15 protein-coding genes and 1 pseudogene are annotated in these 15171 nt (G+C 51.9%); 7 read left to right on the top strand and 9 right to left on the bottom strand.

From position 1 onward, the window contains the following. Positions 1-18 precede the first annotated feature (18 nt). From V3W40_RS06925 to V3W40_RS06950, 6 genes are all read right to left on the bottom strand, one after another. Positions 19-1446: a GrpB family protein gene (locus V3W40_RS06925; protein ID WP_330214714.1), complete on the bottom strand. Its 1428-nt coding sequence runs from the start codon at positions 1444-1446 to the stop codon at positions 19-21. Positions 1447-1663: 217 nt separating this feature from the next. Then, positions 1664-2236, bottom strand: a complete 573-nt coding sequence (locus V3W40_RS06930; protein WP_330214715.1) for a Mov34/MPN/PAD-1 family protein — start codon at positions 2234-2236, stop codon at positions 1664-1666. Then, positions 2134-3750, bottom strand: a complete 1617-nt coding sequence (locus tag V3W40_RS06935) for a ThiF family adenylyltransferase (RefSeq protein ID WP_330214716.1) — start codon at positions 3748-3750, stop codon at positions 2134-2136. Before V3W40_RS06935 ends, V3W40_RS06930 begins: the two co-directional genes overlap by 103 nt. A gap of 5 nt (positions 3751-3755) precedes the next feature. After that, the gene (locus tag V3W40_RS06940; protein WP_330214717.1) at positions 3756-4898 is read right to left on the bottom strand and encodes a CBASS cGAMP synthase; all 1143 of its coding nucleotides are present in this window, start codon (positions 4896-4898) and stop codon (positions 3756-3758) included. 301 nt (positions 4899-5199) lie between these two features. Then, complete coding sequence (locus V3W40_RS34670) at positions 5200-5592, bottom strand: hypothetical protein (RefSeq protein WP_442962828.1); 393 nt, start codon at positions 5590-5592, stop codon at positions 5200-5202. Positions 5593-5986: 394 nt separating this feature from the next. Continuing rightward, positions 5987-6739, bottom strand: coding sequence for a hypothetical protein (locus V3W40_RS06950; protein WP_330214719.1), 753 nt, complete (start codon positions 6737-6739; stop codon positions 5987-5989). Positions 6740-7507: 768 nt separating this feature from the next. Between V3W40_RS06950 and V3W40_RS06955 the strand changes: the two genes are divergently transcribed. Both V3W40_RS06955 and V3W40_RS06960 read left to right on the top strand, forming a co-directional pair. Beyond that, complete coding sequence (locus tag V3W40_RS06955; RefSeq protein WP_330214720.1) at positions 7508-8050, top strand: restriction endonuclease; 543 nt, start codon at positions 7508-7510, stop codon at positions 8048-8050. Between the two features lie 194 nt (positions 8051-8244). Continuing rightward, on the top strand, positions 8245-9060 hold the full coding sequence (locus tag V3W40_RS06960; RefSeq protein WP_330214721.1) for a DUF1206 domain-containing protein: 816 nt from the start codon (positions 8245-8247) through the stop codon (positions 9058-9060). Positions 9061-9309: 249 nt separating this feature from the next. On the opposite strand, the gene V3W40_RS06965 is transcribed toward V3W40_RS06960, so the two are convergent. Both V3W40_RS06965 and V3W40_RS06970 read right to left on the bottom strand, forming a co-directional pair. Then, positions 9310-9717: a hypothetical protein gene (locus V3W40_RS06965; RefSeq protein WP_330214722.1), complete on the bottom strand. Its 408-nt coding sequence runs from the start codon at positions 9715-9717 to the stop codon at positions 9310-9312. Positions 9718-9941: 224 nt separating this feature from the next. Next, positions 9942-10496, bottom strand: coding sequence for a hypothetical protein (locus V3W40_RS06970; protein ID WP_330214929.1), 555 nt, complete (start codon positions 10494-10496; stop codon positions 9942-9944). A 305-nt stretch (positions 10497-10801) separates the two neighbouring features. Between V3W40_RS06970 and V3W40_RS06975 the strand changes: the two genes are divergently transcribed. The 5 genes and pseudogenes from V3W40_RS06975 (at position 10802) to V3W40_RS34675 (ending at position 14365) form a co-directional block, all read left to right on the top strand. Beyond that, positions 10802-11269 (top strand): transcriptional regulator, encoded by a 468-nt coding sequence (locus V3W40_RS06975; protein WP_310863894.1) that lies wholly within the window; start codon positions 10802-10804, stop codon positions 11267-11269. 167 nt (positions 11270-11436) lie between these two features. Next, positions 11437-11757, top strand: coding sequence for a hypothetical protein (locus V3W40_RS06980; protein ID WP_330214723.1), 321 nt, complete (start codon positions 11437-11439; stop codon positions 11755-11757). A 386-nt stretch (positions 11758-12143) separates the two neighbouring features. Beyond that, on the top strand, positions 12144-13145 hold the full coding sequence (locus V3W40_RS06985) for a metallophosphoesterase (RefSeq protein ID WP_330214724.1): 1002 nt from the start codon (positions 12144-12146) through the stop codon (positions 13143-13145). A gap of 68 nt (positions 13146-13213) precedes the next feature. Beyond that, a pseudogene (locus V3W40_RS06990) lies at positions 13214-13822 on the top strand (histidine phosphatase family protein); the annotation flags it as partial. 156 nt (positions 13823-13978) lie between these two features. Further along, complete coding sequence (locus V3W40_RS34675; RefSeq protein ID WP_442962835.1) at positions 13979-14365, top strand: DUF7693 family protein; 387 nt, start codon at positions 13979-13981, stop codon at positions 14363-14365. A gap of 212 nt (positions 14366-14577) precedes the next feature. Here V3W40_RS34675 and V3W40_RS06995 read toward each other — a convergent pair whose 3' ends face one another. Further along, positions 14578-15042, bottom strand: a complete 465-nt coding sequence (locus tag V3W40_RS06995; protein WP_122528465.1) for a DUF3429 domain-containing protein — start codon at positions 15040-15042, stop codon at positions 14578-14580. Between the last annotated feature and the right edge of the window lie 129 nt (positions 15043-15171).

The following is a 15171-nucleotide window of genomic DNA, read 5'->3' on the forward strand; positions in this document are numbered from 1 at the left end:
AAATTTCATTGATGCAGATTAACCGGTCAATTTCGCCCCTATGTAAGCCTGCCAGCGCCGATTTAATTTTTTCTGGCTAAACTTATAAACCCCAGGCAAAGTTGCTGGAGCCCGCTCAATAGCTGCATTATAATCTGACATCAAAAGCAAAACATCAGATTCGGAATAATTTCTTGCTGCAGCCCCTTCCACGCGCGTAAAAACCTCATCAATTGTGCTCGCTGAATTCTTATACGAAAGGAACAACCCTAGCGCATCCGACGAAATTACGAATATCATGATTGCTATCATTGCACGAGAAGTTGATATCAAAGCATCAGAATCTAACGATGCGATAGCTGCACCACCAGCTACGAACACTACCGCCGCAAGAAAAAACAATACCCCAATCATTACTTTTGCACTCAACCTCTGCAAAGCACGCGTCCAGTAAGAGGATTCTTCAATCATCTCTGCTAGTCGCTTATAACTTGGCACCTCCCGAGTGGCAAAATGATCTTCTTCACGCCTAAGTGTTTTTCCTGAGGTAACTGCATGAAACCCCTCATTGATTCTAAGCTTTTGTCCAGCAGATGGTTTCATATCCAATCCGCTAATTAGCAAAACCGCACGACGTGCCTGATCACCCGCAGACCGATGTTTCTGTTGCTCCTGACTTAAATACAACCAACCCAGCATTAAACCAAACCCTAAAAACGCTAATATAAAGAGATAACTGTTACTACTTAAATACACTGAAACGGCTGCAACGACGGCTATTCCCAGCTGACTACTCATCATCCATATTTGTAATGTCTCAGCTTTACTGGACTCTGCACGCTGTTGACTTAGCAGACGATTGACACTAAATTCCCCATCTACCTCACGCAACCTTTCCTCAATAAATGGCTTCTTACCAATCATATAAGTACCAACATTACCATCATGCTCCTCAGCAAGTTTCCCTTTCAACTTACCGTAGGCCCGAGCCAACCCATCATCAGACGCCAGCTCATTCCTGAAAACCAGCATATCTCTACCCCAGCTACGAGCCGGCTCACAGACATGAATATGGTATCCCTCTAATTCTCCATGCGTATTTTTTGTAAGAAAATATCTAGGAACTTCCTTGCACACTTCGCTGACACTATAGCCAATCCCCTCCAACTCAGTCACTAGACCTTCCACAGCAGCCCAATCACCAAGCGAAATTAAAATATCAATTATAGGTTTGCTCGAGAGTCCTCTCACTGAAGTTGACCCGACATGATCTACATAAATCTTTGCACACTTAACAGAGGACTCAATTAACTTTGCCTCCCTCGAAAAATCTTCCGCCCATGCACGGCTGTATTTAGAGATTTTAACAGCATTCACCTTCCTCCCAGGCCTTAGTTCTTCCCTGCACTTCAAAAATCTCATCATCGCAGCAAGTTTTTTCAATATATATCGAAGTACATCAACCAAACCTTCACCCCTTTTTAGTTAACTAAAGACTGAACTTCTCCACCACTGCGCCTGTCAGTTCGTATCATCCATTGGCAAGTATAAAGACCTAGCTGCACAAGACCTTTGTATTAATCGTTACAATAACCTGTAGGGCTGGTCTCAGTTAATACGGACGTGTCGCAATCATCGCATCTTCTCGCCGCGTCCATCATTCCGGCAGAGCAGTACCTTGCTGCTAAGGCGGACGGGCATGCTCAAGGATAACGCGCTTTCCGGTGCCAACCATGTACTCGATATGGAGATCCTCGCACCCGACGATGACGGCTAACAGCGGCCTTCCGTCGACTCGGTCAGCTGCTAGTATCTGCCACTCGTTAAGGTCTATTGAAGACGGCGTCGGATGATTCTGGGGATGGGTATGCCACTCTCCGATGTATCGTACTAGGCCATTGCTGTCTTTCCACCGATTCATGGCCAGGCGGTGATGGAAGTAGGGCATTCGCTCAAAGAGAAACCTGAAGCGCCTGTCCCAAAATGAGGGTTCTGTCGCTTCGATAATCTCCAAATGCTCACCGCGAACGTGACCAAGCAAGATCCCCCCAGCCTCCTTTGAGTCGAGGCCCTCTTGGATATACCTACAGAAGACCTCTAACGGCTGCTGATGGAGATAAACCAAATTCTGTGTGCCGGGCACAACCCAAGTGGTTACGAACGGCATGCTGGACATCCCACATGCGGCAACGGTGAGCAATCTGGAGTTCCTATCTCGTAGCTGTGATCGGTCAGCCGGGTTGAGAGAGCGGGCCATGGCTTGTCTCCAACCCAAGCCAGGGCAGTATCCAATGCTAGGGCAGCAGCCTGAATTGACACAGATGCAGGGAACGGTACGTATAGCCCTTCACACCCCTGCCCTGCAAAGATGGGTGGAACGCCACCGACTACCGACAACAGGCAACCTTGGATATTGGCCTCGGTGAGGCACCGGAAGCAGCCCTGCTCTGTGCTAGCTCTGACCAGCGAGCGCACGGCGACACCCGCTCCCTCAATCCAAACGTTCAAGGTAGGACAGGATGCGGATTTTGCGAGCCAATGTCCGAATGACTCTTCACCGGTGGCATCAATGATCATAGCCAGGCCATCCAGGTTCACATCCCTGGCGTCTATTGCGAAGGCACGCACGTTCACAGTCGGCATGATCATCTTGATCTCATCTGCCATTGCCTCCGCTTTCGGGCGGAAGAGATAATTGAAACCCAGTCGATGTCGTCCCAGGTTTTGGGGCATCAGATAGTCGTTGTCAATCAGCAACAACTCTCCACCGCTGGTTCCCGCGCCAGCCTTCACGAGCATATCGGCAAGGAAGCCGCCGATAGTGCCGCACCCTATCAGCGCGATTCGCTTGCCGACGAAAGTCGTCCGTCCTGGGATGTTGCGCTCAGTCAGATACTTGTCATCCATGCGAAGCAACGACAGAGGCTCGATGGCACACTCGAAGATGGGCAGACGCTGATCAAGGGAGCGTCGGTCATCTGGTCGATCACGTTGCAGGTCGTGAACGATAAATCCATAGCTGTAACCCGTTTTCTCTGACTCAATCACAATCACCATACCGGGACAGCCTTCGCGATAAGCAGCTGTGATTTTGTCCCGCACTTTTCGCCTGCAGGCAACATCCATTTCGCCTTGCCAGTCGAGAATGTCGCCAACTGTCTTAGGGGGCCATTTTTTTTGCATCGGTCTAGGTGCAGCGCTGGAGGTAATCATCTCCACTTTCGCGGGATATGCATTAACCGCTCTACCTGGCCGCGTGAATTTGAGTCTACTTCTCAGGGGGGAGTCAGTTAGCACATATCGTTTAGTGTCCGAAAGTTGAAGGACTTCTATCTCACCGGATGAGCGCCGCTCAATGTCATGGAAGCAGTAGATGCCATCCCAATAGACAAAAAACTCTTCCTGTAAATCATCCATCATCTTTCCAGCCAGCACCTGCTCAAGCACCTCCGTCGCTTGAAGCAGAGACGTACGGGTCTGCCCTACGGGATCAAAAATGTCGATGACCTGGGTACCGGGGGCAGCATAGCAAAGGTAACCATCAGGACTCAGGTGAGGAACGAGGTTAGGAAGAGGCTTGGGGGTTTTCGTAACCCAGACCTTTAGGGGGCGCTCAAATGAGCGATCAATCCATACTTCGCAGTGAACAGATCCTTGGGTGGCTGTCAGCAACTCCCCAACCATAAGAAGCCAAGAAGAGGTTGGTTGGGGATCTACCTTGATAAACCCCCAACCAACCATATGGCGAAGCACTTCCGGTATGGCATCCATGAAGCTCAGCCTGCCTTCGTACGCTTTACAGGCTCTGCAGGGCCAGCGAGAGGCGCAATCGCGGCCATCGGTGCCGGTATGCCGTCAGAGTTGGACTTCATACGATGCGGCGCATTTGGGAATCGGTTACCGAGCATCCGGAGCAACCAGACGCAAGCCGTCTCAGCGTCAGGAGAGTTGATGGCGCCTTCCAAGTGAGTGGCGAATATCTGGAATTTCTCAACAGCATCAGCAATAGCTTCTCTAGGCATGTGAGCGGTTAGCGATGCCTCAGGATCGATTGGGCTCATGACGCCGTTTTGCAGTGCAGCCGGGATTCCCTTAACCACGTTGAGCAGCGCGCGGTCATCGCGTTTGTCGATGGACTCAAAAAGCTGGCAGGCCATAGCCATCAGAAGGATCGAACTCGGGCCCTTCTCTTCCCATTGCTTGTCCCGGAAAGCCTTGAGATAACGGACGACGCGGATGAGTTGATCCGGGCCCTTATCCTGGCACTCCTGTTTGAACCAGTTTTTCATGGCCATTGGATCTGACTTACGCCAACCCTGATTACGGTCAGCCAAAAGGATCCTATCTGACGGGAGGGTTTTCCAAGTGTCTCTCTCGGAATTAATCGCGCTATCAAATACAACCTGCCCACGATTTTCCATATTGGACTTGATCAAGAGAAACAGCGTGTCCGGGATCACGTAAAGGGGCAGATCTATGTGGGCATAGGGAGAAATGGTCACACGTACGCACGTATCCTTACTCTCAGTTTGCCAATTTCTTTCGGCGCAAATTGGGTCAAGGACGTCAACGACAGCATCAAAGAACAATGCAATCGCAAGTTTAGGGCTAGTCTCTTCCCGCATCACACTCAACGGAAGATAAACACCGTCATCAATATCCGACTGCTGGGGCGGAGTCGTGCAAGGGCTATTGAGGGTTTTGTACGACCGTGATCCTTGAATGTAGAACCGAGGTGGACAGATATCACCGTCTAATCCTTTTTCACGAAGCACCCGAGGCAGGTCAGCCTTTAAAGCCTCTCTGATATCTTTACGAGCTCCATCGATTCGTGCCAGCTCATCGGGAGCAAGGTTGAGCTCATCAAGGAAACAGTCTTCCTCGGTGGTAGTGAATAGCAATGTACTAAAGTTTGGCATGAAGCCTCCGCTCAAACGCGAGATGAACGGTGCCTCCAGCAATTGCTGACCTTCACATCAAGACTACTAAGCGCCTCTGCGCTCTTGAATCTCGTCACTGCCACCCTACGCCAACCACGTAATCCAAAGGGTGCAGTCCTTCCCGGTTTGTCAGCTACCATGCTCGATGACACATGTGAGATGACATAGTGCCACCTCACCACATATAGATCAATAAAAACCAAAAAACACCACATGTAGTGCTGTTTGAGCTTCGCGATCAGTACGGTCGCTTTTAGTTTCTCCGTCACGTTCAACAGGCCTAAGGTCTGGTGAACGTGACTTGCCCTGCCGTATTGAGCCCTTCTGTCCACTTACGGTCGGTGAAATAGGTGCCGTCCATCACTAACCCGTCGCCAGTCTCTTTAACGAATACCCGAGCCGCTCCGGTGTGCGTGTTCGTGTCAGTAGCCACTGGAACCTGGGTGTAATTTATGTACATGTAGTTCAGCTCAAGAATACCAATCTGATCGCTGGAACGGACGGAGACGCTGATCGTTTTGGATTCGGAGTATGGGATGTCCGAAGTAAATTCCATTTTGACGCTGAACAGACGTGCTTTGATCTTGGCCTTACCCTGGACTATATGCAGCGAAGATCCGTCACCCTGCCCAAGCCATTTCTGCATGATCCCCCAGTTAGATTGCAGTCTCATGTTCCACTCCCCGTCGATGGGCGGGAAAAATTTGCGAACAAAAGGCAGCTTGCAAAGCCATACAAACACAGGGGTTTGGCCCAGGACGTAGAAAACGGCAGCTCCGATCCCTACAGCTGATCTTACAGGCCGATAAAGATCAATTAGAGACCCGGACAATATCTCTGACATGTCCCTGAAATGCAGTACCAGGAAGACGACCAGGCATGTGGTGGCAAAGCATCCGAGGGTCTTGGTGATCCCTATGACTTGATACATTCCCCGTCCTCTATATTTTAGCGTACGAGACCTACCCTATACGCTCGCACGGCGCCGCGCTACGAATGTCTCCATACCAGAAGCGCGGGTAGTACGCTGTCGCATCGGCTAACCCGTTCTCAGGCGGTACGGATTTTTACCAATCATGGCTCACGATAGCGTCACAGGCGGATGCTTGCGCAATAGGCTGCTTGTCCCAGTTTTTCCAGTTTGCGATAAACCAGTCATGTTGCAAGCTTCCATCCTTTGCGAACAGGTCTTTGCCTCGTGCAAGCGGGAGAACGTAGATATGCTTGTCACCGGATTGAGTCGAATACAAAGTGACCTTCAATGCTGCATCTCGACCGTAGGTATCAGAGAAAAACTGGTTCAGTTCATCCACATAAATTGATTGGGCAATCGAATATGGCTGGCCATCGATGCTATGAACGAATACCGGCTGCAGCTTTTCGTCACTTAGGAATTTCGACACACCAGGCAGGTCGACGGTTCGGCTAATCGCCAGCCTAGTTGATTTGCCGGGCGCAATTGTCAGGGGAGTGTTTTCATTGTCGACCGCCTTCAGTACACACCTACCGAATATCCCCCCCTTACCGACCTTTGCTCCGCTGGCATGCACCACCTCTAGGTCTGCGGAAGTCAGCATCACCATCTCTTTTCCGTAGTTTCTGACCTCTAAGCTAAGTGACGCTTCATCTCTCCCATTCCGAATTCTAGGATCTCTAGCCAAAGGAGAAAGTCGGGCGGTTACCAGAACCAAGGGATCATCCTGCCCGAATAGCTTTTTGACGTTTTCCAGCGCCCCACCTACATCACTCAAAAAACCAACAATGCCTGCTGCAACAACAAAGGCCGAATAGGTGAAATATTTTTTGTATCGAGAAAGCATCTACAGCTCCTTAGTAATAGCTCCACCCAACAGCGAAGCACTTCCATGTGCGCCGAGAATGTACTTCAACTTAGCGCTAAGTCGGCAATAATAGCTGCCTTCGCACCGTTATTGAATCGAAGGATTTGTGACAGACAGACTGGTCTCTTCTTCGTGCGCAACCCCTGGTTGTGCGTACACATATCGAAGGCAGATCTCAGCGTTCAACCAGCTAAACCGTAGGTTTGCAACTTACAGCTTTTGAGCATGCCCCCTATGCAGGGGACGGCTGACGTGAGCCAAGCCGCCTACGCGAGCGGGCATCTTGACCCTCCGGGCTTTCATCCTCACGCCGACGCGCTCCGCTTGCGTCGCTCCCACATTTCAGCTGAAGAATTCAGCACAGGCATAACGGCTGCACAGAGGGTAACCGCGATAATCTTCGATACCCTGCTGACAAGTACGTAACTGGCTTAGTTATTTTTAGCCACACATTTTCGCCTCGAGCTAAGCCCGTAAAGCTTGAGGTGATTGAAGAGCACCTTTTCCTAAAGTGTTTGATCGTTCAAATCTGAGTCCGAGCCGGTACGCCAATCGATAATCTTGTCTCAGATCCTCCAAGACTTGGTTTCAAGTGAATACACGCAGCTAGTGAGGCTTTGAAGCAGCTGGTACGCCTGCTCGCCTGTTAGCAGTAATCCACATTGCCCTTGCCGAAGAGGAACCCGCCCCGCTAGCCAAAGCTGGACGGGCAATCTCTCATTTCAAGGACGACAAATTTTTCCACCGATGGCAAATCCCAACCTCGAAATCAACGCTGCCGAATTTGAGCGGTTGGTCAGGGACTGGATCGTAAAGCAAGGAGGTGAGCTGACATCGATGGAGGTGAAACACGACGTGAAGGTCGAGGCCTACGACTCAACCTACCAGATCGACGTGCTGGCGAAACTCCAAGCTTTTGCAGGGGCCGAATTCACCGTGCTGATTGAGTGCAAAAAATACCGTAACGCAGTCGAGCGAGAGCTGATTCAGGTGCTGCACGACAAGGTGAGATCTGTGTGCGCTCATAAAGGAATGCTGTTCAGCACAACAGGGTTTCAATCCGGAGCGATAAAGTACGCTACAGCACACGGTATAGCGCTGGTCTCGATAATCGACGGTGGAGCTACCTACGAAACTCGCTCGGCGTATCCAGTTGCGGTGAAGCCACCGACTTGGCTCAACTTGCCGAAATTTGCGCTCTGGCACGTCGGTGAAAATGGCGCCGGCAACATCACGATGAAATCCTTGGGGCGTGCTGATACGGAGCTCAACGAGATGTTTGGTGACTAAACCTAACTCTACAGCCTAGGTACCTATAAACCTCCCCGTTAGTGGGTTCTCCAAGAAATCGATGGGCGTACTGCACTAATGCTTTATGCCGGCAGTCGTCTTGGATAACGAATTCCCCGCAGTCACGGGCTTTATATAGAACCCTACCCTGCAAGAAGGGTCTGCTCTAGTATCAGATCTCGGGAATACATCGAATGTCCGCGCAACACAGCCTAGTAATACTCGCTCGGGGAGGCTACGCCGCTCGGGGAATGCTGTATTTGATCATCGGTATTTTCGCGTTGCTCGCAGCACAAGACTCGACAAAACCGAAGGACAGCCACAAGAGCCTGGAAGCATTGCTAAGCCAACCTTTTGGCTATTTTTTAGTTGGGCTTGTTGTGGCGGGTCTCCTCGCGTTTGCGGCTTGGCGCGTCCTGCAAGCTACGCGTGACGTCGATCACCACGGCAAAAAATTCAAAGGTTTGGTGATTCGCGCAGGCCTGTTCGCGGGAGGCATCGTCAACGGCGCTCTTGCGTTTTTTGCGTTGGGCCTACTCATTAGCGGTATTAAAAGCTCGGGCGATTCCGGAGGGCAAAGCAAAGACTGGCTAGCGCATTTCCTATCCTGGGATCACTCGAATTTGTTGGTGTACCTTATCGCTCTCGTTCCCCTTGGTGTGGGTGTTGCTCACATCATCAAGGGATGGAAGGCATCGTTCGAGAAATATTTTGAAGCTGACGAAGACGTCATGCGGTATGTCCGTCCGGTGTCGCGGTTCGGCCTAATAGCCCGAGGGGTTGTTTTTATAGAGATTGCGTTGCTGCTGGCAATCAGTGGTTCCACTTATCAAGCCATGGATCCACCTGGTATGAAGGAATCACTGGATGCGCTCCAAAATCTGCCAGCTGGTTGGTTGATTTTGATGGTGATGGCCTTAGGGCTGATTGCCTTCTCAGTTTACAGTTTCTCAGAAGCCTTTTGGCGCAAGATCAACATGGATGTGCCGGGAGTACCGAGCAGGGGTTGATGAGAAACGGAAGTCTCACCGCGATGAGGAGCCTTACTCGCACCAAGACCCCCATGTTGGCGGGTTATCTACGATATCGATGGACGTACTGAGTTCGTCTTGCATGTGCTCGAAGACTTTGTCGAGACGCGGATGAGCTCTCGATTCTCGGAGTGCATTTACTAATTCCAGAAGCTCTCGGCCCTGGGCTAGCGGCATCTGGATATCGCAGTACACCGTGTCATCGTCTTCAACCAGGCCCTCACCCGCTCAGTCTTTTTTAGATTTATTTCTTGCGGCCCGATGCTGCTCCAGGTGTCGCATCTCTGCTTCCCAACTCGCAAGGAATTTATCCCAGCCTGAGGCGTATGGCCCATCGACCAACCTGGTCGACCCGACGCTTGCCTGGTAGAAACGCTCTCTCCAGGGTTGCGGAATAGTCTGCTCCAAAATAATGATGATTCCGGAGTTATGGCGCATCACCGAGACAGAGTTACGAACCTGAATGAGGTCGAGTGGCTTATCGCTAGAGGGGGTGTCGTTTCGCTCTTGGTCGTCGAGATCATCGAGGATGGCAAGGAGGTCGGATGCGTTGGGATCACCAGGACGGAGGCTGGCAAGTGCCCACAGAGTCCTTCGTCTAGCGCCCTCAAGCTGACGGAGTTCATGGTGGGTCATTTCAGCCGCATCCTTATTGATTTATATCGGGCAGTAGCTATGGCGTGCCACCTGCGGTGGAAGGCTGGCGTGAACCGAGCCGTGGCAAGCCACGTCTCGGCCCTCCGGGCTTTCATCCAGCACGCCTGCGCGCTCCGCTTGCCCGATACTCGCAAGGAAAGGAAAGTCTGGCGTAGCGAGTCCGAAGCCGGGGCAGGTGTAACCGCCCCCTACGTACAGGATTATTACTTATGGAGCTTACTGAAGCGACTCGATAGCACTGCAGCTTCGGTAGTTTTCCAAGCTTCAGGATCAGAAGTAGCGTTGAACATCACCCATGCCCTCCACAGGAAAAAGGCGGCAACCAAGCTCGACTCAATTACTGCAAATACCGTAGTGGTATACATATAATCTGAATTTTCCCCGAAGACAAACAGCACTGGAAAGATCGAAGCGATCCAGCCGGCGACGAAAGTTAGACAAAATGCGATGGCCGCAGTGACCGTCAGGAAAATCGGGACTTGATATCTATACTGGGTTGCAAATGAGTTCTCGCCGTTTTGCTTCGCTAGGCCGTACAAGATGCCTGTGTTTTTTTCTTTGTCATTGTTTCTTTTAAACAAGCCATACAAAGTTACACTCTCGCCGACCTCTAGCTCTTCGTAAAGCTTGTTCGACACTTGCAAATTCGGAATAACTGCACCGTCAATGCTGACTTTAGCTTTATGTCCGCCGTTCATTCGATCAACAGATCGAACGTAGTCAACTTTTCCTGAAACTTTCACGCAATCGAACTTCATCACTCACTATCCCTGCCTTCGCTTAAAAAAGTGGATCTGGTTTTTGCCAAGACGTCGCTCAGTGACGAATGCAGGCGGGCTTACGCAGGCCATAAACGGAGGACTTGATGAGCGCGTCTCCCATCGAGACACCCTTGACCGTGTCTTAGGTGCTGCTCTCATGACCAATCCATCACCAATCCAAACATCCCGCCGCTATGATCAAACGACTGCTTGGCAAACCATATGTCACGATAATATCACCATGGCCTGTTTATCGAAACACGCTTGCCGTGGCTCTATCCTCAGTTTTGAGGATCCGACTCATGCATCTGAAAGAAGCGCTGGCAGGAGCATTGCGTGGAGCTCGTGCTCATCAGGGGTTGAGTTACGAAGAGTTGGCGGGGGCAACGCACAGAACGTACGTGGGTAAGCTTGAGCAGGCCCGAGCGAATGCGACGTTGGAGAAGCTGGACGAGATCGCTGACTACCTAGGCCTCGACCTTTTGACTATGGTCACTCTCGTCATTGCTGCGCAGGGTGAAGAACTCCCGTCAGAGGCCTTACAGCGTACTGCCTTGCGTGTCAGGGAATTCGAGATGTCTGGAGGGTGGCAGTTGGTGGAGGAGCAATTTAGTGACGGAAAGCTCATCAAGCGCTCCCAAGGCAAGCCAAAGCGGCCCGTTAATGCGAATTACATTCGAGCCCTGAAAGCGCAAGGTTTCGACAGGAAAACAATAGCCGAAAAGCTCGGCGTTGCGCGAAGCACTGTCCAAAAATATTGGAATACCTGAGCCGGTAGATCATCAGCGATCCTTGACTCACCCTGGCGTAACCATCCCACTCGACCAACCGTTTCTCCTGCATTCGCTCACGCAGTTTCTGACGCGGTTTTGAGTGGTTGCTCTAACTTCGTAGAGGTAAGGTCTGCCCTCAACTAAAGAAGAGAGCCGATGTTTTGATGAAAAAAGTCTTAGGCGTAGCTTTGCTGCTAATTGTGGCGGATGCGCAGGCACAGACTGTGGAAGCGGAGATGACAAAGCTGAAGCGGCTTGCCGAAAGCTGTATCGCTTCACTTTCTACTCAGAGTTGCGGCGCAACCACTTCCTGTAATGTGTTCAAGATCTACAGCAGAGAATTGATGCCGGATGGCCCTGCTGGCTATTACGAGTTGCATGGCCCGGATAAGTCAATGAACCCTCAAAATGGAAAGCTGGTTAGCGAGGCAGTGAAAGCCGCTTCCAAGGCAAATAAGGCCGGAGAAAAGTGCAATCCGACGTAGCTGCTTTGGGATCTGCAGGGCGCATTCCTATGCGATTCAGGTGGCCTATAGCAGTCTAGCGCCAGGCAGCTATCAGCCGGTTCCGTCCGTTTACGTAAAGCCCAGACGCTCGAGCGACTGCTGAAGACAATCTGAGCAAATCGCGGTTTATGGCGCGCCCTATCGGGTCGGCTGTCGTAAACCATGCCATGGCTGATGCCAAGTCATGGCCCTTTGGGCCTCCATCCTCGCGCCTCCGGCCTACTGGCCTGCGCGCTCCGCTTGCCCGAAAGCAATGGAGCGGAGTCATCCTGCTTTGTCATATTTCTGTTGGAAGGTGCGGTTGCCGGGGGGACAATACGGTTTTGGTAGCCTGGTAAGTGGGCATTGAGGAAGGAACCCCGCGCATGAGTCAGAAAGTCCTGAGGCTTCCCCGGAACGAGGTCGGTCGCGACTTCGTTATCGGTGACATTCACTTCAAGTCGATTGATCTCTACAAAGGATTATTGAAGCTCGGTTTCGACAAAACTATCGACCGAGTCATTGGGGTGGGTGATCTAATAGATCGCGGGCCTGGAGTCCTCGACGGTCTGAAGCTTCTTGGTGAGCCATGGTTCTTCACCGTTCAAGGTAACCATGAGCAGATGCTTATCAAGGCTTACAGGGAAAACCCCAGCGCTCGTTATGTAGCTCATGGTGCGGGCTGGTGGTCGACCATCGCTGACGAATCGAAAGAGATGGTCATTGGGAAGCTCGAGAGCCTTCCCACAGTCATAGAAATCGAGTCCCCTCGCGGTTTGGTTGGCGTTGTTCATGCTGATGTCCCTGCCGGGATGTCATGGGTCGAGTTCACTCGAGACATATCAATCCCTGCTGTAGAAGAGATCGCGCTATGGGGGCGCGAGCGGATCAAAAAGCACCATCGAGAAGGTGTCAAAGGGGTCTGGCGTGTGTGCACGGGGCACACCTGGATTCCAGAGCCTGTTCGGCTAGGGAACGTTCTTGCACTTGATTGCACCGGAGGGGGTGAAGGGCCACTAGCTGTCTATTGCGTTCAGGCGGACACGATTTATGTGGAGGGGCGCCCCGTGTCACTTGACCAGTCGGAGGCTGTTACCGAGCTACTGGACGAACTTGAGCAGGCTTTAGGTCATCTTAAGGCCACCACCAACGCTAACAAGCTAATTGAGTCACAACGCTTGAGCCACGAGGCCGACGAGTTAGTTCGTCGATTGAACACTACCTGGCTGACTTTGAGTTCGGAAATCGGTGAGTTTCAGAAGTTGCTGAATGCGCTTCACGGACTCAGCTTGCTCACCGGCGAACGAAGGGAAGCTAAGCTCGAAGACCTGAAATTCAAGCATGCAGGCACCCAGATTGAGGGATTGCTGTCGAGGCTTCTTGATTGAAGGTTGAGTACCCGTAACCTTTGGGATCTAAGAGAAATGATGGCCGAATCTGTGCGAGTAGTTCGTAAATGAAGCATGTGAGACTAATACGACATGGAGAAAGCGCTGCGAACGCGGGCGAAGCCACTTTAGATCACGCGACTATTACTCTCACCCCGAAAGGAGTTGAGCAAGCGCAGCTGGTCGCATTGTCGTTCAACCATGCTCCGGCTCTGATCGTTGCCTCGCCTTTCACCCGAGCGCACTCAACCGCTATGGCGACCGCATCGGTGTTTCCTCATATCCCTTTTGAAACTTGGCCCATCCAAGAATTCACTTACCTTGAACCCGCGCGGTGCACTAGCACAACCGTCGCTGATCGGCGCGAATGGGTGGAGGCGTATTGGGCCAAAGCAGATCCTGGTTTCACGGATGGTGAAGGCGCTGAGTCATTTCTAGATTTCATAGCTAGAGCTCAGTCTTTCCTGGAGCGTCTTGCTGAACATCCCGCCCAAGACATCGTAGCGTTTTCGCATGGTCAGGTTATCAACGCTGTAGCCTGGCTGATTGAGCGCAAGCCTCTCGGCATCGATGGCGGAGCTATGGTGGACTGGCGTGAGTACGAGATCGCGAACCACGTGCCCAATTGTGGTGAGTGCCTGCTTGCAAAAGCACACGACGAAGCCGGTTGGAGAGTAAGCCGGTCAGCCACTGAGAAGCCACGAATGGATGCCGCTTGGCGCGTGCCGGGCAGAGCCTATCAAGTCGCTCGTGATCCTGAGCGCCTGCTCATTGAAGAGCGTGCCGAAGCTCTCTCAGTCGCAGGCTATCCGCTGCCAGGTGATGATCCGGCTATGTACGCTGAGCAAAGGCTGAAAGCTGCCAGAACGGCAGCTCGTTCATCCCAGGTAGGTAGCGTTAGCGAAAACACTGCGGCTGAGCTATCCGCAAGAGAGGTATCTCAGGTACTGAGGGAGGCGATTTTCGGTCGAAGCGTTATGAGTAAGGTTGGTCATGAATCGTGGGACGAGATTTATTCCGGCCACTTCCAGATCAATGTAGATGATTGGCAGATGTCGATTTATAACGACTGCGATCAGCTGGGTTACTGCGAAGAATGCGTCAGTCCGGATGGACGGCGATGGTCGTTTGACGCGGGGGATAGATTTGGAACAGATCCCATTGCGTTGCTCAGCACATGGGAACATCAGACGCTTAAGCGTCTCCTGAAGGCGCTCTAGGGAGCCAATGTCGAGCGGGCCTCTGCGAGGACGGCTGTCGTGAACCAAGCCTCGCCGTTGCCGAGTCTTGGCCCTGTGGGCTTCCATCCTCCCGCCTGCGCGCTCCGCTTGCTACTGACCCCATGTCACCTTTCCACGAGCCAAGAGGCCCAACAGCCTCGCCTTAATTCAGACGCGGTGCTTGGATGGAAGTGAGTCGGGCACACGAGACTTCACGAATGAAGCGCCTCAACGAGCGCGGCAAGCAGCAAGCAGACGCTCGCCACGAAGGTAAGCCGTAATCGCATCGGCAGGTACCAGGCGGGCAAGCTCATAACCCGCAACAGCTGCCTGTCCTGCCGGAGGTGGATAACAAAGCCGATGACCAACAGCAAGCAACCCAATGGCATTGGCAATAACGTGGCAATCCAAGCAATAAGTGCAGGAGTGACACTCCAGATAAACCGGTCGGAGCGTTGCTCGGCGCTTATGTCTTGCACGCTCATGGCGAAGCCCCAGTGCAAGGCTCCGACGAAGCTCAGGATGACTGCGCCATAGTTAACAAGCGCAATTTCAAACAATGGCCGATAGTCGAGAGAGAACGGGATCAGCAGCGCCAGAAAAATAAACGGCAACAGACCGCCATAACCCAGCAGGCTGACGCGCTTTGGCATAGAGGTTAAAGGCAACGCGTTCATTTGTATTCCTTACGCAGTGAGCGACACTCAAGACTCTAGGCCCAAAAGCCCTGCTTGGGCGAGATATTGATGGCAAGGTGGGCTACATGAGAGCCCGCTTAAAAACGGGAGACACCATCGCTCCAAATA

Source organism: Pseudomonas sp. AM8 (assembly GCF_036346475.1).
GTDB classification, from domain to species: Bacteria; Pseudomonadota; Gammaproteobacteria; order Pseudomonadales; family Pseudomonadaceae; genus Aquipseudomonas; species Aquipseudomonas marginalis.